Genomic DNA, 21,833 nt, shown 5'->3' on the forward strand with positions numbered 1-21,833 from the left:
ACTGGAAAAAATAGAGCGACACGTATTGACATCGTATTAAAATATATGCTATGATTTCCCTATCAATTAAATATCACTTTTGACATTCGTCAAGGGGGAGTAGCGTTAGCCTTTTTGGAGGCTAAGATAAAGTCGTCATTACATGAATTCGTTCATCGGCTTTATTAACATTTTATACAATGTCAGCGAGACCTTTGCCAATTTGGGCAGGGGTCTCGTTTTTTGTTGTTTGAAAGCAGACGCTTGTGACGATTGAAAGAAAGAAGGAGGAATTCTATTGGATACAGCGATGATTTTAGAATATGGATGGGTGCTACTCGTACTCATTGGTTTGGAAGGGATTTTAGCAGCAGATAACGCGGTTGTTATGGCGGTTATGGTCAAACATTTACCAGACGAACAACAGAAAAAAGCCTTATTTTACGGCTTAATTGGGGCTTTTGTATTCCGATTTGCAGCGCTGTTCTTAATTTCATTTTTGGCAGAGGTTTGGCAAGTACAAGCACTGGGCGCAGCCTATTTACTTTACATCTGTATTAGCCACATGTGGAAGCACGCGAAAGGCAAGGATGACGGCCACAAAGTCAAAGAGGGCAAGGGTTCAAGCTTCTGGATGACCGTTCTAAAAGTGGAAATTGCAGACATTGCATTTGCTATCGATTCGATGTTAGCAGCCGTAGCACTTGCAATCACATTACCAGCAACAGGTTGGGGAACGATTGGCGGACTTGATACAGGACAATTCGCTGTTATGTTCATCGGTGGATTAATCGGACTGATTTGTATCCGTTTTGCCGCAACCCAATTTGTGAAACTACTAAAAAAATACCCATCATTGGAAACAGCTGCGTTCTTGATCGTTGGTTGGGTAGGCGTGAAGCTAGTTGTCTACACATTAGCGCACCCCGAACTAGGCATCATCCCAGAACATTTCCCACATTCAACCGTTTGGAAATTAACATTCTGGGCAGTCATGATTGGCATTATCATTTGGGGTTGGTTGGTCTCCGTACGCGCGGCCAAGAAGAATCCTGAAAGTAAGGCTTAATTATGGAATGAACTTAATCTTACGCAAAACAAGTAGGAATCGCGAATCCTTATTCTTCGGGTAGGACGTGATTTCTGCTTTACACAAATCGAGCGAAAGCGTTTGTATTCTAGGAGTTTGGTGGAAGCCGGAAGCGGAGCATACTTGTGTATGTGAGAACCGGAAGTCCGCCAAACTCCTAGAATGCGAGCGCTTGTCGCCGATTTATTTGGGTTATGATCTAAACTTGTTTGCGTTATAGATAGTACCAAATGCGCGCCAAATGTGGTAAAGTGGAGTGTAAAGAAATGGTGGGGTGAATATGGATATTTCTGTATGGGGAGAGTATATATGGGTCTTCTTGATTTTGGTCGTGCTAGAAGGGGTGTTGTCTGCGGATAATGCTGTTGTTATGGCCGTTATTGTCAAGAAGTTACCACATGAACAACAGCGAAAGGCCTTATTTTATGGGCTAGTTGGTGCCTTTGTTTTCCGACTTATCGCGATGTTGATTATTTCGTACTTAGTTAATTTTTGGGAAATACAAGCAATTGGAGCAATTTACTTATTATACTTAGCAATCAAACATATTTGGGATAAGAAAAAAGGCAAGGACAAAGAGGCAAAACCGGAAAAAGAACCGAAGACAACATCGTTTTGGGGGACGGTTGCCCGTGTGGAATTAACAGATATTGCTTTTGCGTTGGATTCGATGTTGGCTGCAGCAGCACTTGTTGTGACGTTGCCCAAGCTTGGAACATATGAAATTGGCGGCATGAGTGCTGGCCAGTTTATCGTGATGTTCCTTGGAGGTTTAGCAGGGCTTATCGTGATTCGATTTGCAGCGACACAAGTTGTTAAATTATTAGAGCGTTACCCTACTTTAGAAACAGCGGCTTTCTTAATTGTTGGCTGGGTTGGTGTGAAAATGGCAGTCATAACGCTGGCGCACCCACAAGTAGGCATTTTACCAGAAAGTTTTCCTGATTCGCCGGGGTGGGAGATCACCTTTTGGGCGGTCATGATTACAATTGGTTTAGGTGGTTATATCATTGCTAGAAAAAAAGAGAAACAACAAAAGGGATAATTACATGATTGCAGGCGCTACTTGGCGTGGTAGAATGCGTGCGCGGATGTCACGAATGACGGCGATTCAAGTTATCATTGCCTTTTATATTTTGTCGGTGACACTTGCTACGGCGTTACTTAGCATGCCATTTACGCAAAAAACTGGTGTGAAAATACCGTTTATTGATACGCTGTTTACTGCGGCGAGTTCGGTGAGTGTGACGGGGCTTGCTTCTGTAGATGTCGGTGAGTCTTATAGCCGCGCGGGTATTTGGGTATTGATGGGGATTTTCCAAGTCGGCGGACTGGGCGTTATGATGCTGAGCACGTTCTTTTATTTAGTATTGAAACGGCGGATTGGCTTGAAGCAACGTCAGTTAATTATGACAGATACGAACCAGTTTACGATGAGTGGGATGGTTCGGATGCTCCGCGAAATTTTGGTGCTTATTTTTGGTATTCAAATTGTTGGCGGGTTGATTTTGGGCATTTATTTTATCCCGTTTTATAAAGGCGATATCGGCGAGGCGATGTTTCAGGGACTGTATAACTCGGTCTCTGCGGTGACAAATGCGGGCGTTGATATTACCGGCTACTCGTTGGCACCATTTGTGAACGATTATTTTGTCCAGTTCATCACGATTTTGCTTATTATCGCAGGCGGGATTGGTTTTCCTGTTCTTATTGAAGTGCGCCGCTTCTTATTTGAAAAAAATACATTGATTCCGTTCCGCTTCTCGCTTTTCGTCAAAGTCACGACGCTTACTTATTTGGCGTTGCTGATTGTTGGGGGATTATTGATTTGGGCGATGGAGAACAATTATTATTTCAAAGGGGCATCGCTTGATGAGGGGTTCTTTAACTCGATGTTCTTGTCTGCGACTTCGAGGAGTGCGGGCTTGTCAACGATTGATACATCGGCTTTGACGGACCCAACTTTATTAGTTGTTTCGCTACTTATGTTCATCGGGGCATCACCAAGTTCGGTTGGTGGCGGTATCCGGACGACGACATTTGCGATTATGATGTTGTTCCTGTATTCGGTTATTCGCGGACGCAATCATATTTATATTTTCGGGCGTGAGTTGTACCAGGAAGACGTGCGTAAAGCGCTAGCTGTGGGGATTTTTGCTTCGGTATTGTGTGTTGGCGCGATTGTAACGCTTGGCTACACGGAAAACGCGAGTCTCATGGCGATTATTGTCGAAGTATTTTCGGCGTTTGGAACGTGCGGATTGTCGATGGGACTGACGGGCGATTTGAGTAATATTGGGAAGATTATTATTATCTTGTTGATGTTTATTGGCCGCGTTGGGATTATGTACATGATGTTATCCTTCCGGCGTAAAAATGAGCCGAAGAATGCGATTAGACTGCCGAAGGAGAAGATTATTACGGGGTAACAAATTTTATATTGCGTATATCAGTAATGTAAAAATGCATAGATTTTTAAGAGGTTTCGAATTCTTCTTTTCGTAAAGTTTTTTGTTTACATGGATACTAAGCCTCTTCTTTTTACACCTATCCGTTGTGGTAGGTGGTTTTATTTGGTGTGGAGAAAAGCAAATAAGGCTTTTTTATTGCTTGCTGTATAATTATTGAAGAAGTATACTAAATTAAGGAAGAATAGGAGGCGAGAAGATATAGATGGATGTAAAATATAAAGAGAGTGAATGGGAGAGGTCTGAAAAGGCGCTTCAATCGTTAATCGGTTTAGGCTGGGGAAAAGGCGTAACAGATTATTTGAAAAAAATAAACAAGAATTTTGAAGATGCGCAGCACGATATTCAGAAAGATGATAGCGATGGTGTCATTTCTTTCTCTTTCACAGATAAAGAAAATAACTATCAAAAAATATTTGAAAAAATGGAAACCCTGCATGATTATGCTAGTAATGCTGGCAGGTTGGTCGAGCGGGTGATTGACGAACCATTCTATAAAGATATCGATAAATTCGTAGAAAAAATGGAAAGTCTATCGATTGATAATTATGAAACCAAGAACACAATTGGAGCCACGCAAATTATTTCAACAGGAGCATACAATTACGGCATGGGTCCAGCGACAACAGAAGTAAAAAAAGATAAGATTTATTTGAAAGACATCATGGCAGGTGATAATTTTTTCGCAGATAATTTGAAAGCACAATTTGCCGAGTATAGTAAACAGAATCCAGAGCAAAAGTTTACATATGATCAGTATCAATCGGCAGTTTCTAGTTCTCGAGCCTTTGCATATGACTCGATTCGAGATGATCAACAAAATATAGAATTTTGGCGAGATATTGGGATAGCTGTTGTGATTATTGGGGCAAGTATTTTGTGTCCACCGGCAGGTTTGGCACTAGGAATCGCTTATGGTACACTAGAATTGAGTAGTGCGACATCTGGAAAAGACTGGCTGACAGGACGCGAAATGGACGGTGGAGAGCGGACAACACGTGGAGCATTTGCATTATTGGATATCATCCCAGGTGTGAAAGGAATTCGTGCGTTTAGCCAAGCAACCAAAGCTGGGGGACTTGCATTGGATGCGGCTCAAGTGGGTAGTAAGCTAACCTTGAAACAGGCGGGAAAACAGGCATTTCGCGAGAGTGCAGGACGGGTTCGTAAAATACTAAATGTCATGAAAGATGCTACCAGCGCCATAAAGATACAGGTGAAGAACGGAACGGTGCAAGCTGGTAAAATGACTGATGGAGTCGTAACTGGCGTGAAGAACTTAAACTTTAGTCGGACGCGTGTTGTCGCTGATTCAATTGGTGGAGCACATGCTATGTTTGATGTAGCTGAGAATACACATAAATTTGAGAAATTAGCTACAGGGGTGGTTAATAATGGTGATGATATCGGTGAAGCAGTGCGAAGTGGAAGTAGTATCGCATGGAAAAAGTTAAAGGTATCTGGTGAACGTATAGAATTGGATTGGTTGCCTGATGGTTACAAAGCCTTCGACATTGAAGGTAAGGTTAAAGTAGGAGGCAAAGAAGTTGATATTTCAAGAAGGGTATACCAGACAGAAATAGATTTCGATTATGTCTCTAAAAATCCGAAGGCTAAGGGGATGACCAATGGAGAACTAATGAAGAAAGGACGTGCTCCATATATTATTGATGCCAATGGAAATGAGAGTTTAGTAGAATTACACCATTTAATCCAAAAAGAACCTGGTTCGATGGTAGAAATATCCGAAATGGCTCATGATACTTACTCAAAACAATTACACGGATTAGTAGAGGACGGAGCAAGCTTTAGAAACAATCCAGATTTAGAAAAACAATATAATAACTTTAGAAGTAATTATTGGAAGTGGCGAGGTCAAAATTAAGAAGGAGAATGGACATGAATCAAAAAATTGTTAATATGATTGAAGCATACCAAGAAGATAAAGATTTTTTTGGAGCCATAAAAAATGAGGATATTAATAAAGTCGAGAAAGAACTAGCTATTAAAATTCCAGAACAATACAGAGATTTCATTTTAAAATATGGATCAGGAGGGATCTGCGGAGTTGATATTGAGGGGGTTGAAGGAGAGTTAGGCTCTTCTATGCTGCAAGCAACAAAGCGGTATCGTGAGCTAGGGTTAGCTAACGAATATATCGTTGTGTACGACCTTGGTGAATATGTTTTGTGCATGGATACTAGCGATACGGAAGAAGATTCAAAAGTCTATTCTTGGGAGAGAACTAGTAAAAAACCGGAATTAAGGTATGATAGCTTCGATGATTTTTTAGAAGATTATTTTCAAGAAGCGATAGATAATTATTGAAGCAATTTAAGTATCATATCCTTTGGATGACAGAATTGAGGATTTTATAGCGTTTGTTAGTTATATTTAAAGAAGTTCATTTATAATAACCGAGTTCTTAAAGCTAAGGATGTGATTTCTATCGAATCAATCATTGCGATTTTAAAAAAGAAAAAAGTGGAGCTTGCGCCAGGGCTGACGGAGGATGAGATACGGAAATGTGAGGAGATTTTTGATATCCAATTCCCAGTAGCACTCAAAAATTTGCTAAGAGAAGTGTTGCCTATTTCCAAAGAATTCATCAATTGGCGGGATTACAGTAAAAGAAATGTTTTACAAATCAAGAAACGCCTAGATTGGCCATGGGAAGGTATTGTTTTTGATATAGAAGAGAATGATTTCTGGGTGCAAAGTTGGGGTGTGAAACCTGATTTAGTGACGGAGCGGATTCGTGTTGCGAAAGAAAAGTATGACGTTGCGCCAAAGCTTGTGCCCGTCTATTCGCATCGCTACATGCCAGAAGGAAGCGAACAAGTGCTGTCAGTGTATCAAACGGATATTATTTTTTACGGGACAACGCTTTTGGAATATTTTCAAATAGAATTGGATTGGAAGCCTTATGATCGTATGGATTTCGAAAATATAAAGGCGATTCCATTTTGGACGGAAATCATAGATGCGAACAATTAAGCTGTGCTTTTTCATTTAATTTTAATCTTCTTATGTTATAGTTGCAAAAAAGTATAGGATAAGGAAGTGGCGTTTTTTGCAGCGAAGATTATCGTGGATTTTTATAGGTATTGCGGTGACGATTATTGTTGTGTTATTCGTTTCCTCATCGCAGACGTATGAGCAGCAATCGTTAGTATCGAATTTAGATAAAATATTGGCCGGAAAGCCATTTGAAAAGCAGTTATCCGCGATTTCTTTTTACTACGCGGGTTCTGAAATAAGTATTGCCGCGAAGGGTTATAGCTCTTTTGTGGAGTTCTTTATTCGCAAAGGCGCGCATTTCTTTTCTTACGCGGTGCTCGGATTTAGTTTGTTTGTAGGTCTGAGTGCTTGGCTAAAAAGAAAATGGCTTACTTTGGCGCTTAGTGCGGGGATTCCGTTGCTATACGCTTCGTTTGATGAGTTTCACCAAATGTTAACGGGTGGCAGAACGCCGCTTGTGCAAGATGTGATGCTTGATTTTACAGGTGCGTTAGTGGGTTTATTAATCGGCTATTTTGTTATGAACAGCATACGAAAACGAGATGTCCTCTGAGGCATCTTCTTTTTTTGTCAATCAAGGCACTAACTTTCCCCGTTTTTTTATGGTATGATATGTACATAAAAATGATAAAGGTGACGCTATGAATTATAAAATAAAAACGGATAGTGAAGAACAGACGCGCGCGATTGCTCGGAAGATTGGGGAGCGTTTGGTGGCTCGCGATGTGATTCTTTTAGAAGGCGATTTAGGCGCGGGAAAAACAACTTTTACAAAAGGGCTGGCAGAAGGGCTTGAAATTCCACAGATGGTGAAAAGTCCGACGTTTACGATTGTTCGCGAGTATACGAAAGGCCGTTTGCCGCTTTATCATATGGATGTGTATCGGTTGGAAGATGCGGATGATGATTTGGGCTTGGAGGAATATTTTCAAGGCAGTGGTGTATCAGTCGTGGAATGGGCGCATTTTATTGCTGCAGATTTGCCGAAAGAATACATACGGGTGACGTTGAAGCATGTGGCAGAACACGTTCGGGAAATGGAAGTGGAGCCTGTTGGCGAGCGTTATGAAACACTTTGTTCGGAGGTTTTTGGAAAATGATAATTCTTGGTATTGATACGTCTAATGATACGTTAGGCGTTAGTTTGTGGCGCGATCAGGCGGTCGTTGGCGAATTCATCACGAACTTGAAAAAAAATCATAGCATACGACTCTTGCCAGCGATTGTGGACTTGATGAAAACGTGTGATATTACACCGCAAGATTTGGCGAAAATCGCTGTGGCAGAAGGTCCAGGATCGTATACGGGCTTGCGAATCGGCGTGACTGTCGCTAAAACAATGGCGTGGGATTTAAAAATTCCGTTAGTTGGCGTGTCGAGTTTAGAACTGATGGCGCAGAACGGGCGTTTTTTTGACGGCCTTGTGGTGCCGATAATGGATGCGCGTCGTGGAAATGTATATGCGGGTGTGTATGAGGCGCAGGGCGAGACGATGGTCGCGAAAAAGGCGGATGGACATCATGCTTTTGCCAACTTACTCCAAACGTTGGCGCCACTAAATGAACGGGTTTTATTCATCGGAGACGCCGTCACAGCTTTTGCAACAGAAGCCGCGGAGGTTTTTGGTGATCGGGCTATTTTTGCGAAGGAAGCGTTGCGTTATCCGCGTCCTGCTTTTCTTGGTGAGTTAGCGAGTGAGGCGGAGGGTGTTGACGCGCACAGTTTTGTACCGAAGTATTTGAAATTGGCGGAAGCAGAAAGCAAGTGGCTTGAGGCGAATCGCGATGTGTGACATTACGTTTAGACAAGCGAATGGTGCGGATATTAAGCAATTGCTGCGAATCGAGACGGCAGTTTTCACATCCCCGTGGAGTGAGGATGCGTTTCGTAGTGAATTTTACACGAATGCCTACGCGTATTATATTGTGGCTGAAAAAGCTGGCGAAGTCATTGGCTATGCGGGCGTTTGGATGATTCTTGATGAAGGACATATTACAAACATCGCGATTTATCCAGACGAGCAAGGGCATGGTTACGGCAAAGCAATGATGCAAGAATTACTGCGTCTCGCCGAAGAAAAGGCAGTGCGGCGGTTAACGTTAGAAGTCCGAGTGACGAATGATCGGGCTCAGCAGATGTACAAAAAATTTGGATTTAAGGACGGCGCGATTCGGAAAAAATACTATCCGGATAATGGCGAAGACGCGCTAGTGATGTGGGTGGAGCTATGAAAAAAGAAACATTAATACTCGGCATCGAGTCGAGCTGTGATGAAACGGCGGTTTCTGTCGTACGCAACGGCAAAGAGATGTTATCCAATGTGGTAGCATCACAAATCGAGAGTCATAAACGGTTTGGCGGTGTCGTGCCAGAAATCGCGTCGCGGCATCACGTGGAACAAATAACAATCGTATTAGAAGAAGCGCTAGAACAAGCTGGCGTCACGATGGCAGATATCGATGCTATCGCGGTCACAGAAGGACCAGGACTCGTAGGCGCATTATTAATTGGCGTCAACGCAGCGAAAACACTGGCATTCATTCATAATAAGCCGCTAATCGGTGTGCATCATATTGCAGGCCACATTTACGCGAACCGTTTTGAAACAGAGATGCAGTTTCCCTCACTGTCCCTCGTCGTGAGCGGCGGTCATACCGAACTTGTCGTCATGCGCGAACATGGTCGTTTTGACATTATCGGCGAAACGCGCGATGACGCAGCAGGCGAGGCTTACGATAAAGTGGCACGAACACTTGGCCTCACATATCCAGGCGGCGTTCAAATCGACAAATTGGCTGCAACAGGCGAAGACAGTTTCCATTTCCCGCGCGCTATGATGGACGACGCGAGTTACGATTTTAGTTTTAGCGGGTTGAAGTCCTCCTTTATCAACACCGTACACAACCTACGGCAAAAAGAGATGGCGCTAAACGAGGCTGATTTGGCTGCAAGTTTCCAAGCAAGCGTTGTCGACGTACTTGTAGCAAAAACAATTCGCGCTGCAAAAGAGTACGATGTAAAGCAACTACTTCTAGCAGGAGGCGTCGCGGCCAATCGTGGGTTAAGAGAACGGCTAACAGAGCAAGTCGCATCCGAGCTTCCCGATGTAACATTAATCATTCCACCGTTATCCCTATGTGGTGACAACGCCGCGATGATTGCAGCTGCAGGAACGATTATGTATGAACAAGGCGTTTTTAGTGATTTAGCGATGAATGCGAATCCAGGCTTGTTATTTGAAGACACTTATGGCGCATAATACGAGTATATTTCTAGTCTTATTATTTTAGATTAGGAATATGCTCGTTTTTTTAGGGTATTGGTGGTATAATACGATGCAAAGAAATTTTGGGGGGTGCGTGACTGGTGGAGAAAAAGGATAAAATAAGATTAGGGCTGGCAATAGGGACGTTAGGTATTGTGTATGGCGATATTGGAACGTCTCCGCTTTATGTTATGAAGTCGATTGTTGCAAGTAATGGTGGCTTAAATCATGTGTCGGAAGATTATATTATTGGCTCATTGTCACTGATTTTTTGGACATTGACACTTCTTACGTCAATTAAATATGTCATCATTGCCTTGCGCGCTGATAATCACGGGGAGGGTGGGATTTTCTCGCTATATGCTTTAGTTCGCAAACGAGGCAAATGGCTGATTATTCCCGCGATGATTGGTGGAGCCGCTTTGCTCGCTGATGGTGTCTTGACGCCAGCTGTGACTGTGACTTCCGCCATTGAAGGACTCGAGGAGATTCCAACTTTTGAGGCGTTATTTACGGGAAATACGACGTTAATTGTCATTATTGTTATCGTCATTCTTAGCTGTATTTTCTTTATGCAGCGCTATGGCACGATGTTTATTGGCCGTATTTTTGGTCCAACGATGCTCATCTGGTTTTCTATTTTAGGTATTTTAGGTATCATTAATATTTTAGGAGACTTATCGATTTTCCGCGCATTTTCACCGTATTATGCAGTGGAGTTACTTTTTAGTGATCAAAATAAGGCAGGATTCCTCATCCTCGGCAGTGTTTTCCTAGCAACAACAGGGGCTGAGGCTTTATATTCCGATTTAGGACACGTTGGCCGCAAAAATATTTATATCACTTGGCCGTTCGTGAAAGTCTGCTTAATACTTAACTATTTCGGACAAGGCGCTTGGATTTTATCGCTCAAAAAAATCGATGATCCGTTTGTCAATCCGTTTTTCCAAAGTATGCCGGAACCGTTTATTATGTACGGCGTGCTTATCGCAACACTGGCGGCAATTATCGCCTCGCAATCGTTAATCACAGGAGCCTACACGCTTGTTTCAGAAGCCATCGCGCTCAACCTGTTACCAAGGCTAAACATTCGCTACCCATCCGAGACAAAAGGGCAAGTCTACATTCCTGCTGTCACCGGCGTGCTTTGGATTGCCTGCGTGGGGGTCGTGCTGTACTTCCAAGATTCCAGCCACATGGAAGCTGCGTACGGACTATCCATCACAGTAACCATGCTCATGACGACGATATTATTATTCCAATTCCTACTGCAAAAAGGTTTTTCCGTTATCACGACAACCGCTATTTTAATGACATTCGGCGTACTCGAATTCGCGTTCTTCATCTCTAGTGCCGCCAAATTCATGCACGGTGGTTTTGTCGCAGTTATCATCGCGGTAGTCATCATGGCACTCATGTACATCTGGTTTACCGGTTACTACATCAAGTCGAAACTCGTCAAAAGTGTGCCAATCAAGAAATTCATTCCGAGCCTTACAAAATTAAAAGACGATGGCGCCTATCCAAAATTCGCGCACAATCTCGTCTACCTAACGAGCAACCGGAATCCAGCACGAGTCGAACACGCCGTCATGGCCTCGATCCTAGACAAGCGTCCTAAACGCGCAGACGTCTATTGGTTCGTCAACGTACAAGTCGTAGATGGGCCGTACGCCGCCTATTACACCGTCGAGAGCTTCGACACCGATTTCGTCGTGCGTGTCCAACTAAAACTAGGTTTCCGCGTCGAACAAGACATCAACGTATTCCTACATCAAATCGCCAAAGACCTCATTAGTAAAGGTAAATTAGCACAACAAAAACGAAAATACTCGACGGCAACCAATCGTACGCTCGGCGATTTCTGCTTCGTACTCGTTCAAGACGAGCTGAGCACAGAAGCCGATTTAACAAACTGGCAACGTTCCATCATGAAAATGAAACTGTTCATCAAACGCTTCACAACATCGCCAGAAAGCTGGTTTGGCCTAGAATATAGCGACGTCCAACTCGAAAATGTACCGCTCTATCTATCGAAGAAGAAAACGAGAAAGATTCGCGAAGTAAACTAAAAAAATACCGCAAAACCTGGAACCCGTGAAGGCCAGATTTTGCGGTATTTTTGTTATGGTTACACGGTTTGTTCGTGTAGCGTTGTGACTGGGAAACGTTTGTTTTTGCGAATAGTTAGCGTTAGGATAAGCAGGGCATTGAAAAGTACGATTAAGCCTACTAAAATCCATGCACTCACTACAAAAAGATGATTTCCAAGTCCTGATGAAATCGCTTGGCGGAAGCCATAAACCGTGTGTGTCATTGGTAGATAAGGATTGATCGCATTGAAGAATCCGTCTGTTAATGGCATTGGGAACGTTCCTCCGCTGGCACCGAGTTGTAGAACGAGGATGACCATCGCGATAAAGCGTCCTGGATTGCCGAGCGCTGTTGCTAAAAGCATTACGAGATACATAAATGTTAGAGACGTCAAGATTGAAATCAAGAAGAAATCTCCCATGTGTGCGACATCTAAACCAAGTGCCAACATCACAAAATCAAGAATCAATGCTTGTAAAATCGCAGCGACAAATCCGATAGAGAATTTACTTAACCACCATGAAACGCCAGATGTTGGTGTCATCGATGGACGGCGAATTGGGAAGATAAAGTTGAACACAAGTGCGCCGACGTAAAGACCAAGAGATAGGACGTAAGGTGCTAAACCGTGACCGTAGTTCGGTACGTTGCTTAGTTTTTCTTCGGTTAGTTTTGTTGGTTGGGCAATCATGTCGTATGTTTGTGACGATGGATTGATTTCGCCAACTTGTTTGGCACCGTCTTGTAATTTCGTTGCGAGTTCGTTTGTACCGTCGTTCAATGTTAGCAAACCATTGCTTAGTGTTGTGGAACCGGCAGCTAGTTTTTGAGAGCCGTCTACAAGTGTTGGAACTTTCGATGTCAGTTGGTTTGTGCCATCTGCTAGTGCGCCTGATCCGGCTAGTAGGGCTGGATTGTTTTGTGTTAGTTTGGAAGCGCCGTTGATTGCTTGGCCGACACCGCTATTTACTTGGTTCACGCCATTTGTGTAAGCTGTTAAGCCGCTGTTTAGGCTGTTAGAACCGTCTGCGAGTTGTGAAACACCGCCTGTAAGTGCTGGAATGTTGGCGCTTAGTTGTGATGTTCCGGCTACTAGTTGGTTACTTCCTTTGGTCACTTGTGCAAGGCCTGCAGTTAGTTGATTAGAGCCATCGATTAAGCCGTTGTCCATTGTTAAACCAGTACGAACAGCTGTAAAACCGTTGACTGCTTTGTCTGCTGCTGGTAACAAGATACCTGCTTTATTGTTTAATTCGCCAATCGCGGCTTTTAATGTGCCGATGTTGTCTGCCATTGGTTTTAATTGTGTTTGTAATGTCGTAGCAGTTGTTGTCAAACTTTTTCCTAGTTGTGAGGCGATTTGTGCTTGTTCGCCTGCTTGTTTAGTTAGTTCGGTTTGCAATGCGCCTGCGATTTCTTGTTGTTCTGCAGGTGTTAGCTTTTTAAAAGCAGCTGTGTTTGTAATCGCGGCTGTCGTGTTTTTGCCGTTGTTTTGAATCGTTCCGCCGAGCGCTTTAATGGCTGTGGACATGTTCTCCATCTCGGTTGTGATGGTTTTCATTGTAGCGCTAGCATCGGAATTGCCAAGTTTACTATTGATTTGGGCAATACCGCTTTGCATTGCTTTTAGGCCGTTGGAAAGTTGCGTGATGTCTTCATTGGATGGTAGGCCGTTGTTCATTTTTTGTAAGCCGGCGTTTAGTTTTTGGCTACCGGTTTGTAGTTGTTTGAGGCCATCGTTTAATTGTTGTTGGCCGTTGTTTAGCTCAGGAACTTTAGCGGCTAGTGTTGCTGTGCTGTTGTTTAGCGTATTCAGACCGTCTGCAAGTTTCGTGCTACCTGCTACGAGTTCGGATGATTTGCCTGCTAATTGGCTCGTTCCAGATTGCAAGTCACCTAAACCAGCTTGTAGTTGACTCGTTCCAGCGGTGTATTGGGATAGGGCAGCGTTTAGTTTGACTGCGCCATTATCTAATTTTGTGACACCATTTGCTAATTCTGGCGTGCTACTAGCCAAATTGTTTAGCTGTTTTGTTAGTTCTTTGCTGCCATCTTTTAGTTTCATAGTACCTTCATCTAATTTCTTCGAGCCATCTGCGGCTGTTTGGAAGCCATCGCCAACTTTAGAAATTTGTGAGAAAATCGCTTTGGCGTAGCTCTCTGTTACTTTTTTGGAAATTTTAGCATTGACTGCTGATGCGCCTTGTCCTGTGACAACTTCACCGATGTAGTTCTGCGCTGGGTTGATTTCATAGGAAAGATTCATTTTTTTAGGCGTGTCATCAAGAACGGTAGATGCGTTTTTGGAAAAGTCTTTCGGGATTGTGATGACCATGTAATAGTCACCGTTTTCGAGACCTTTTTGTGCTGCTTTTGCGTCGATGAAATTCCAGTCTAGATCATTGTTTTTCTTTAGTTCTTTGACAAGTTCGTTCCCGACATCGAGCTTCTCGCCTTCGTAATTCGCAGCTTGGTCTTCATTGACGACCGCAACAGGAAGGGCATTTGTTTTGCCATAAGGGTCCCAGACGGATTTTAGAAAAACACCGCCGTATAAGATTGGGATAAATAAAATGACGATTGTCGAAACGAGCAAGATTTTGTTATTTAATAGCCGTTTCCATTCTTGTTTTAACATGTTCATAAAAAAATCACTCTTTCTTGTTTTGATTGCTTGGGTTCGTTATGTTCCAGTTCAGAACTGGGATTTCTGACTGCTCCATTGTGCGTTTGAGTAGATCTGCGGCTGTTTGTTTGGCTAAGTAATCGCGAAGTAAACTGTTGGCGCCGTTAAAGACGTCATGCAGCACTGCTTCCCCTTTAGAAGTGTGCACACCATCGCGGAAAACTTTGTTGATCAACCCTGTGTCCGGATAAATCGAAATTTCGCCTTCCATGGACTCAACGACTTCTAGAAGTGTGATTTGCTCTGGGCTTTTCGCTAAGGAAAAACCGCCGTTATTGCCTGGGACAGAACGAATAATATTCTGGACAACGAGTTTGCGCATGATTTTCTTTAAGTAGGAAGGCGATACTTGTAAATGTTCGCTAATCGTGTCGGATGCGAGCGGATTATGATTATCTTGCGTCGATAGCAAAACAATGATACAAATCGCTTGTTCTACGCCTTTGGTCAATTGCATTAGATTCACCTCGATTTCATTGTGGATATTATTTATCCCTGATTAAGCGTGAAGAAAAGGCTTTTCATCGTGGATAAAAAAAGTCTATAATTGAATTTACACCCATTTGCGAAAAAAAGCAAGTGTTTTTTCCTAAGTATGCGCTTACGTCTCTAAAAAAGTCATTTACGTGAAAATAAACCTTGATGTAGCAGGGCTTTTAATGTAACATAGATGAGAAAACGTAGTTCGAAACCATCCTACGTAAAAAAACTAAGGGAGTAGTTATAAAATGAAAATAAAAACGTTGACAATCAATGCGATTGTTGCGGCGCTTTATGTTGTCGTGACGCTGGTTGTGGCGCCTTTTGGATTTACGAATATACAATTTCGCTTGTCTGAAATGTTTAACCACTTAATCGTGTTTGATAAGAAGTATTTTTTTGGAATTGTCATCGGTGTGTTGATTGCGAATTTCTTTTCACCGCTCGGATGGTATGATTTAGTGTTTGGCGTCGGGCAATCGGCTATTTCACTCTTAATCGTTATTTTATTGAGTAAGTATGTGAAGAACGTGAAGGTACGAATGGTGCTTACAACACTTGTATTCTCGGCAACGATGTTTATTATTGCATGGGAACTTGCGTTAGTGGCTTCCTTACCATTTTTCTACACATGGTTGACACTGGCCATCAGCGAATTCATCGTTTTAGCGGTGGGCGCGCCGATTATGTACTATATTAATAAACGCATCGATTTCAAGAAAATTATTAATTAACAAGCAAAAAAGCATGATGACAAACCATTGCGGTGGCTGTTATCATGCTTTTTATGATCCACTTAATTTTTCGATGAACCAGTCTTTTTGGTCTTGAATCAAGGTGTCTAGAGGATTGCTCATTTTTTCGGTGGATGTCGCATCGATATAATTCGTTTTTAAATCGTTCGCCGTATCTTTCACGCTTGGTTGTGTGAGTAGGATGCTGGCGCCTAGTGCAATGACGAAACATAAGAGCCCGTATCCAATTTTCTTTTTCAAGGTGATTTCATCCTTCCTGTAGCTGTCGATACCTCTATTCTACAGGATTAATGTGAAGCAAAAATGAAAATAATGAGAGAGTTTTCTAATAATGACTTCTTCTTGGTGATGTGATGGATGTTTCTGCAAATTTTGGCATGACTTTGTGTTTTGGTTTGGCTGCCGTTTTTATCGTAATCGAGTGCGTTGTCGTTGCGCCAGATTCGGTTGTTACAGTCAGTACAAATGTATTGGTTTCTTGTAAAAGTGAGACCGTGATTTCTTGGTCTTGCACGTAATCTTTTGTCTTGATAGTTGTCACATCATTGTGCAGGCTGATTTTAGCGGGTTGGTCTGTGGTGAATGTGATCGAAGCACTGTGGCCAGAAACCACGATATAGGGGTTAGCTGCGGTATAATCGTCTATATCAAACATGTCCACAAAGGCATCAGCGCTTAAATTAGAAGTCGTTGGGCTAGTAGTAGCCGCCTGAACTGGAATATGTATACTGGTCGAAAAAAATAAAATAAATAAAAGTACCTTAAAAAAAGAATTTCTCATACGTCACTACCACCTTTCTGACTTAAGTATAAACGCAAGAAATGAACAAATTATGAACAAAAAAAGAAGTTTTACGTCATGATGAAATGATACATGAAAAACAGAAATAAGGGTAGAAAAATGCTCGAAAGGTATGCAAAATAACAATGGATAAAGCTTTATTTTTCAGGGGTTTTCAAGTATGATTAAAAGAAAAAGGGGAGGGCGTTTTATGGAGCTTGAGAATTTAGCGCAGAAATTGCCTGAGGAGATTAAGAAGGTCTGGCGGCAGACGTATTTCATTACGATTGGGATTTTCTTAGCAGTCTCTATCGGGCTTAGTATATTGTTTTATGCAATAGATATTTCTTTTTGGTGGAGTTTGATTGGGTATGGTGTTACTGTACTTTATTTTGTGCTGACCTTGTTTGTCATTGTGCCGTTTCGTTGGGCGCGTTGGAGTTATCAGATTAGGCATGATGAGATTGAGATTCAGCACGGCATTATTTTTAGAAGTCGGGTGTTGATTCCAATGATCCGTGTGCAACATGTGGAAACGGAGCAAGGACCACTTTTACGACGTCAAAAGTTAGTCCGGGTGTCAATTTCAACGGCTGCGACAGTGCATCATATTGAGGCTGTTCGTGCGCAAGAGTCCGATACGTTGCGGCATCATATTTTAGAGCTAGTAAAGGTGGCGAAGGAAGATGTATGAAGATAGACGACTACATCCGATTGCCCTTATTAAGGAACTAATTGTTAGTGTTCGCCAGAGCATTATACCGATCGCTGTCGTTATTTTTACGCTGTTTCGTAATTTTAGCGGGAAGGGGATTTTGTCTTGGTGGATGTATCCGTTGCTTGTTATTGCGCTTATTATCCTGTTGCTCGCGCCTGCTTTGATTAAGTATTTTACATATCGCTATCGCATGGATGATAAGGGAATTCGCGTGAAGTATGGGCTGTTTTTTAAGAAGAATATTTTTATTCCGTATGAGCGGATTCAGACGGTGCAGCAGAAGCAGTGGTTTTTCTACATGCCTTTTCATGTCGTGCAGATTTTAATTGAAACGGCTGGTGGTGGGAAAGCGGAGGCTGATTTGAGCGCCGTGCCGGCAAGTGTTGCACAAGAATTGAAAGATTTACGTGCGGGCAAAATTGCGGAGTTAGTGGAAGAGGATGCTCCAAGGCAAGAAGCGGTTGATGCGATTGCGGAAGTGAAAGATGAGGAGAAGCCATTATTTACGTTTGGTCTAGAGACAAAAGAGTTATTGCTGATGGCGGTGACCTCAGGTGGTGTTTTCGGGGCATTCCTGATTATTTTAGCGTTTGGACAGCAGTTTCGTGATTTGATTCCGGATGATTTTGTGGAAGAGCAGTTTCAGACGTTGATTCGATTTGGTGTCGTGATTCTAATTATTATTGCAGTTCTGGTTATTCTCGTTTTATGGGGTATTTCGATTGTAACGACATTGTTTAAGTATTTCCAATTCAAATTAATGCGTTTTGAGGATCATCTTGTTGTTGAAAAAGGGTTATTGCAACGCCAGCATACATCGATTTCTTTGGAGCGGATTCAGTCGATTAAGTTTATTGAATCGCCGCTACGCCAGATGCTGAAACTGGCAACGGTTCGTGTGGTGACGGCTGGGAGTTCGGGAGATGAGAAGGATTCTGGGGATATTGTGATTTTGCCGATTGTGAAGAAAGCGAAGGCTTTGGAAGTGTTGCCGCAAATTTTGGAGGGGTATACTTTTCCGATGGAGCAGTTGGAGCGCGTGCCGAAATCGAGTTTGCGACGGTTCTTCTTTATTAACACGTTTTGGACGATTCCGGTGATTTTGATTGTTAGTATTTTATTTTTCCCATGGGGATTATTTAGTTTATTATTGTTGCCGCTACTTGGATGGCGAGCGATTGCGGAATACCGGGCAACTGGTTTTTATGCGACAGATACGGAGCTTGTTTTGCAAGGGAGACCGTTTATTGCTAGAAGGACGGATTTCATGTTGAAGCAGCGCGTGCAGTCAGCGAAGCGTTCTCAGAGTATTTGGATGCGTAAGGGAAATGTGGCGCATTTTTCCGTGTTGTTAAAGTCAGGACAGACGCATTTGGAGTCATCTGTTCGTTATATGGAAAGTGCGGATGCGAACCGGCTATATCATTGGTATCAGCCGTCGAAAAGATAAGTCTACGATGCAGAAAGAAGGATTCAAATGAAGAAAATCATAATTATTGGTGGCGGTTTGACAGGATTGTCTGCGGCATATTATTTGAATAAGCAGGTGAATCAAGAGGAAGTAGATTGGCAGCTTTTTGAAGCGGATGATCATTTTGGCGGGAAATTTAATACGGTGCTGCGCGATGGTTTTATTATTGAGAAGGGACCGGATTCTTTCTTGGCGCGCAAGCCGGCTGGTATGGCGTTAGTGGAGGATTTGGGCTTGACGGACCAGCTAATTACGAATGCGACTGGGAAGTCTTATATTTATCATGATAAGGCGCTCCATCCGATTCCAGAAGGCTCGGTGATGGGGATTCCGACGGATATTCGTGCGTTATTAGAAAGTGATTTATTGACGGATGACGGTAAGGTTCGCGCGTTGGAAGAGCTGATGTTGGAGTCGAATGTGACGGAAGCCGATCAGTCGATTGGGGATTTCTTTGAGTATCGCTTTGGTAAAGAGATGGTGGTACGCTTGATTGAACCTTTGCTAGCTGGGATTTATGCGGGGAATATTTATGAGATGAGTTTGCGCGCGACTTTTCCTCAATTTGAAAATACGGCGAAACAACATCGGAGCTTGATGTATGGATTGAAAAGTCATCGTCCGGAGACGGTGAATACGACGGGAACAGCGAAAACAATTGGTGCGTTTCGGACGCTTGCTGGTGGTTTATCGACGCTGACGGATGCGATTGTGGAGGCTTTACCTGCGGAACGGTTGCATGCGAATACAGCTGTGAAGTGTATTGAGAATACGACGGTTGTTTTGGAAAATGGAGAACGGATTGTTGCGGATGCGATTATTATTGCTGCGACGCATGATGTGGTGCTTTCTTTGCTGGATGTGCCTGCTGTGAAGCCTTTGATGGAGCAGCCGATGACAAGTTTGGCAACTATTTCGCTAGCTTATGATCAAGACGCTGTGCCTCATCTGCCTGAAGGAACTGGTTTTTTAGTCGCTAGAACGGGAGATTATCACATTACGGCATGTACGTGGGTACAGGAGAAGTGGCCGCATATGGTACCTGATGGCAAATTATTATTACGTGGTTTTTTAGGTAAGGCTGGCCAAGTTGGTTTGTTAGAACAGACAGATGCGGAAATGGTCGGGCATGTGCAGGAAGACTTGAAGGAAATGATCGGGCTAGAAGGTGAGCCGTTATTTTATGAGGTAAGTCGGATGAAAGAAGCGATGCCGCAATATACGGTTGGGCATCAGGAGCGTTTGGAAAAGGTAGAACGTGATTTGAAGCAGCAACACCCGAATATTTTCTTAGCGGGCATGTCTTACCGTGGTGTGGGGATTCCAGATTGTATTCAAGCTGGGAAAACGGCGGCGAATGAGGCGAATCAGTTTGTCATGAAGGTGAGCCAGCCATGATTAAAGGTGTGGGGCTAGATATGATTGATTTGGACCGTGTGAAGCAAGTGTTGGAAAAGAATCCGCGATTTGTAGAACGGATTTTAACGACGGAGGAACAGAAATTGTTTGCCAAATATAGTGGTTCGCGGCAAGTGGAGTTTTTAGCAGGACGGTTTTCTGCGAAGGAAGCCTATGCGAAGGCGAATGGGACTGGATTTGGAAAAGAGTTAAGTTTTACGGATGTGGAAGTGTTGACATTGCCGAACGGGCGCCCGGTTTTAACGCAGCCGAAACGCTTGGATGAACGGGTTTTTGTGAGTATTACGCATACAGGACGGAGCGCCGCGGCACAGGTTATTATTGAAGAAGTAGACAGGAGGCGGAAAGAATGGCAGTAACAGGATGGCACCGGCCAACATGGGTGGAAGTTAATCGGGCTAACATTCGCGCTAATATTGAGAATGAACGGCGCCATTTGCCTGAAAATGTGGATTTGCTTGCGGTTGTGAAGGCGGATGCGTATGGGCATGGTATGCTTGAAGTTGCTCAAGTAGCCAAAGATGCTGGGGCAAGAGGATTTTGTGTCGCTATTTTGGATGAAGCGCTGGCACTTCGGGAAGCTGGATTTGATGAGTTAGTTTTGGTGATGGGGGCAGTGCCTTTAGAATACGCCAAGCTAGCTGCCGAAAAGCAGATTTCGGTGACGGTCTTTGATGTGGATTGGTTGCGCCAATTGCCAGAACTCGGAACGTCGTTGAGAATTCATTTGAAAGTAGATACGGGAATGGGGCGGCTTGGCGTTAGGTCGCTTGATGCGGTGCGTGACGTGGAGGACGAGATTGCGAAGCGTCAAGATGTTGTTTTTGAAGGGATATTTACGCATTTTGCGACGGCGGATCAATTGGAGACATCGTATTTTGAGAAGCAGCTAGGTTGTTTTAAGGAAGTGGTTGCTTCGCTTAAAGAACGCCCAGCGATTGTGCATTGTGCGAATAGTGCAGCGGCATTGTTACAAAATCAGCGTGACTTTGACGCGGTTCGATTTGGCATTTCGATGTACGGTTTGACGCCTTCATCAGAAATTGCGCCAGTTTTGCCGTTTACATTGCGCCCGGCGTTATCTTTTTATACCGAAATTGTGCAGGTGAAAGAGCTTATGGCTGGCGATTGTGTGAGTTATGGCGCGACATATGAAGCGGAGTCTAAAGAATGGGTCGCTACATTGCCAGTTGGCTACGCGGATGGATTTATTCGTGCCTATTCAGGATTTGAAGTATCCATCGACGGCGAGCGGATGCCTGTGATTGGCCGCGTTTGTATGGACCAATGTATTATTCGTTTACCGCGACATTATCCAATCGGGACGAAAGTGACCCTGATTGGCGAACCGAACACGGCAGATGAGGCAGCAAGCCATTTAGGAACGATTAATTATGAAGTTACATGCTTAATTTCAGAACGCGTTCCAAAAAAATACATTCTTTGAGGTTTTTTACGTGCATAGTTTTAAATTAAGAATTATAATGAAAAAGTACACATCGTATTTCCTAACGGTTAGGTATTCAGTCTAGCTTGTATATTAGGGAATCGGGTCTAATAGCGTATTTTTGAAGAAAATCACTCCGAAAAGCCTTTCCATCGCGTC

Annotated in this window: 22 protein-coding genes and 2 riboswitches; of the genes, 18 read left to right on the top strand and 4 right to left on the bottom strand. The window is 43.2% G+C overall.

Annotated elements, in window-relative coordinates:
* Positions 1-82: 82 nt before the first annotated feature.
* A riboswitch (yybP-ykoY riboswitch) is annotated at positions 83-250 on the top strand.
* A gap of 27 nt (positions 251-277) precedes the next feature.
* The 12 genes from EP57_RS00910 to EP57_RS00970 all read left to right on the top strand — a co-directional run bounded on the left by EP57_RS00910 (position 278) and on the right by EP57_RS00970 (position 11,895).
* On the top strand, positions 278-1,048 hold the full coding sequence (locus tag EP57_RS00910; protein WP_036083300.1) for a TerC family protein: 771 nt from the start codon (positions 278-280) through the stop codon (positions 1,046-1,048).
* 301 nt (positions 1,049-1,349) lie between these two features.
* Positions 1,350-2,114, top strand: coding sequence for a TerC family protein (locus EP57_RS00915; protein ID WP_036083302.1), 765 nt, complete (start codon positions 1,350-1,352; stop codon positions 2,112-2,114).
* A 46-nt stretch (positions 2,115-2,160) separates the two neighbouring features.
* Positions 2,161-3,498 (top strand): TrkH family potassium uptake protein, encoded by a 1,338-nt coding sequence (locus tag EP57_RS00920; protein WP_036083440.1) that lies wholly within the window; start codon positions 2,161-2,163, stop codon positions 3,496-3,498.
* Between the two features lie 244 nt (positions 3,499-3,742).
* Positions 3,743-5,422: an HNH/ENDO VII family nuclease gene (locus EP57_RS17100; RefSeq protein ID WP_052167461.1), complete on the top strand. Its 1,680-nt coding sequence runs from the start codon at positions 3,743-3,745 to the stop codon at positions 5,420-5,422.
* 14 nt (positions 5,423-5,436) lie between these two features.
* Positions 5,437-5,865 carry an SMI1/KNR4 family protein gene (locus EP57_RS00935; RefSeq protein ID WP_036083304.1) on the top strand — a complete coding sequence of 143 codons (429 nt, stop codon included), beginning with the start codon at positions 5,437-5,439 and terminating at the stop codon, positions 5,863-5,865.
* A gap of 111 nt (positions 5,866-5,976) precedes the next feature.
* Positions 5,977-6,534 (top strand): SMI1/KNR4 family protein, encoded by a 558-nt coding sequence (locus EP57_RS00940; protein WP_052167462.1) that lies wholly within the window; start codon positions 5,977-5,979, stop codon positions 6,532-6,534.
* A 76-nt stretch (positions 6,535-6,610) separates the two neighbouring features.
* Positions 6,611-7,111, top strand: a complete 501-nt coding sequence (locus EP57_RS00945) for a VanZ family protein (protein ID WP_036083306.1) — start codon at positions 6,611-6,613, stop codon at positions 7,109-7,111.
* A gap of 88 nt (positions 7,112-7,199) precedes the next feature.
* Positions 7,200-7,658, top strand: a complete 459-nt coding sequence (gene tsaE / locus EP57_RS00950; protein ID WP_036083308.1) for a tRNA (adenosine(37)-N6)-threonylcarbamoyltransferase complex ATPase subunit type 1 TsaE — start codon at positions 7,200-7,202, stop codon at positions 7,656-7,658.
* A complete protein-coding gene (gene tsaB, locus EP57_RS00955) occupies positions 7,658-8,350 on the top strand; it encodes a tRNA (adenosine(37)-N6)-threonylcarbamoyltransferase complex dimerization subunit type 1 TsaB (protein ID WP_077916740.1) in 693 nt (230 codons plus the stop codon). The genes tsaE and tsaB overlap by 1 nt, the downstream gene beginning before the upstream one ends.
* Positions 8,343-8,789: a ribosomal protein S18-alanine N-acetyltransferase gene (gene rimI / locus EP57_RS00960; protein ID WP_036083312.1), complete on the top strand. Its 447-nt coding sequence runs from the start codon at positions 8,343-8,345 to the stop codon at positions 8,787-8,789. The genes tsaB and rimI overlap by 8 nt, the downstream gene beginning before the upstream one ends.
* Positions 8,786-9,817: a tRNA (adenosine(37)-N6)-threonylcarbamoyltransferase complex transferase subunit TsaD gene (tsaD, locus tag EP57_RS00965; RefSeq protein WP_036083314.1), complete on the top strand. Its 1,032-nt coding sequence runs from the start codon at positions 8,786-8,788 to the stop codon at positions 9,815-9,817. The genes rimI and tsaD overlap by 4 nt, the downstream gene beginning before the upstream one ends.
* A gap of 107 nt (positions 9,818-9,924) precedes the next feature.
* Complete coding sequence (locus EP57_RS00970) at positions 9,925-11,895, top strand: KUP/HAK/KT family potassium transporter (protein WP_036083316.1); 1,971 nt, start codon at positions 9,925-9,927, stop codon at positions 11,893-11,895.
* A 59-nt stretch (positions 11,896-11,954) separates the two neighbouring features.
* Here the strand turns inward: EP57_RS00970 and EP57_RS00975 are convergent, their stop codons facing one another.
* Both EP57_RS00975 and EP57_RS00980 read right to left on the bottom strand, forming a co-directional pair.
* Entirely contained in the window at positions 11,955-14,561 is a 2,607-nt protein-coding gene (locus EP57_RS00975) for a YhgE/Pip domain-containing protein (RefSeq protein ID WP_036083317.1), read from the bottom strand.
* A 7-nt stretch (positions 14,562-14,568) separates the two neighbouring features.
* Complete coding sequence (locus EP57_RS00980; RefSeq protein ID WP_036083319.1) at positions 14,569-15,060, bottom strand: RrF2 family transcriptional regulator; 492 nt, start codon at positions 15,058-15,060, stop codon at positions 14,569-14,571.
* 217 nt (positions 15,061-15,277) lie between these two features.
* Positions 15,278-15,322, top strand: a riboswitch (PreQ1 riboswitch).
* Between the two features lie 9 nt (positions 15,323-15,331).
* Here EP57_RS00980 and EP57_RS00985 point away from each other — a divergent pair.
* Complete coding sequence (locus tag EP57_RS00985; protein WP_036083321.1) at positions 15,332-15,817, top strand: QueT transporter family protein; 486 nt, start codon at positions 15,332-15,334, stop codon at positions 15,815-15,817.
* Positions 15,818-15,868: 51 nt separating this feature from the next.
* On the opposite strand, the gene EP57_RS00990 is transcribed toward EP57_RS00985, so the two are convergent.
* Both EP57_RS00990 and EP57_RS00995 read right to left on the bottom strand, forming a co-directional pair.
* On the bottom strand, positions 15,869-16,078 hold the full coding sequence (locus EP57_RS00990; RefSeq protein WP_036083322.1) for a hypothetical protein: 210 nt from the start codon (positions 16,076-16,078) through the stop codon (positions 15,869-15,871).
* 85 nt (positions 16,079-16,163) lie between these two features.
* Complete coding sequence (locus EP57_RS00995; RefSeq protein WP_036083324.1) at positions 16,164-16,619, bottom strand: hypothetical protein; 456 nt, start codon at positions 16,617-16,619, stop codon at positions 16,164-16,166.
* Positions 16,620-16,830: 211 nt separating this feature from the next.
* Between EP57_RS00995 and EP57_RS01000 the strand changes: the two genes are divergently transcribed.
* Genes EP57_RS01000 through alr form a run of 5 tightly spaced genes read left to right on the top strand, consistent with a single transcriptional unit; the run spans position 16,831 to position 21,674 of the window.
* Positions 16,831-17,313, top strand: coding sequence for a PH domain-containing protein (locus tag EP57_RS01000; protein WP_036083326.1), 483 nt, complete (start codon positions 16,831-16,833; stop codon positions 17,311-17,313).
* Complete coding sequence (locus EP57_RS01005) at positions 17,306-18,787, top strand: PH domain-containing protein (RefSeq protein WP_036083328.1); 1,482 nt, start codon at positions 17,306-17,308, stop codon at positions 18,785-18,787. Before EP57_RS01000 ends, EP57_RS01005 begins: the two co-directional genes overlap by 8 nt.
* A 27-nt stretch (positions 18,788-18,814) precedes the next feature.
* Positions 18,815-20,206: a protoporphyrinogen oxidase gene (hemG, locus tag EP57_RS01010; protein WP_036083330.1), complete on the top strand. Its 1,392-nt coding sequence runs from the start codon at positions 18,815-18,817 to the stop codon at positions 20,204-20,206.
* Complete coding sequence (gene acpS, locus EP57_RS01015) at positions 20,203-20,586, top strand: holo-ACP synthase (RefSeq protein ID WP_036083331.1); 384 nt, start codon at positions 20,203-20,205, stop codon at positions 20,584-20,586. Before hemG ends, acpS begins: the two co-directional genes overlap by 4 nt.
* Positions 20,577-21,674: an alanine racemase gene (gene alr / locus EP57_RS01020; RefSeq protein WP_036083333.1), complete on the top strand. Its 1,098-nt coding sequence runs from the start codon at positions 20,577-20,579 to the stop codon at positions 21,672-21,674. The genes acpS and alr overlap by 10 nt, the downstream gene beginning before the upstream one ends.
* Positions 21,675-21,833 lie beyond the last annotated feature (159 nt).

The organism is Listeria booriae (assembly GCF_000766865.1).
Classification (GTDB): domain Bacteria; phylum Bacillota; class Bacilli; order Lactobacillales; family Listeriaceae; genus Listeria_A; species Listeria_A booriae.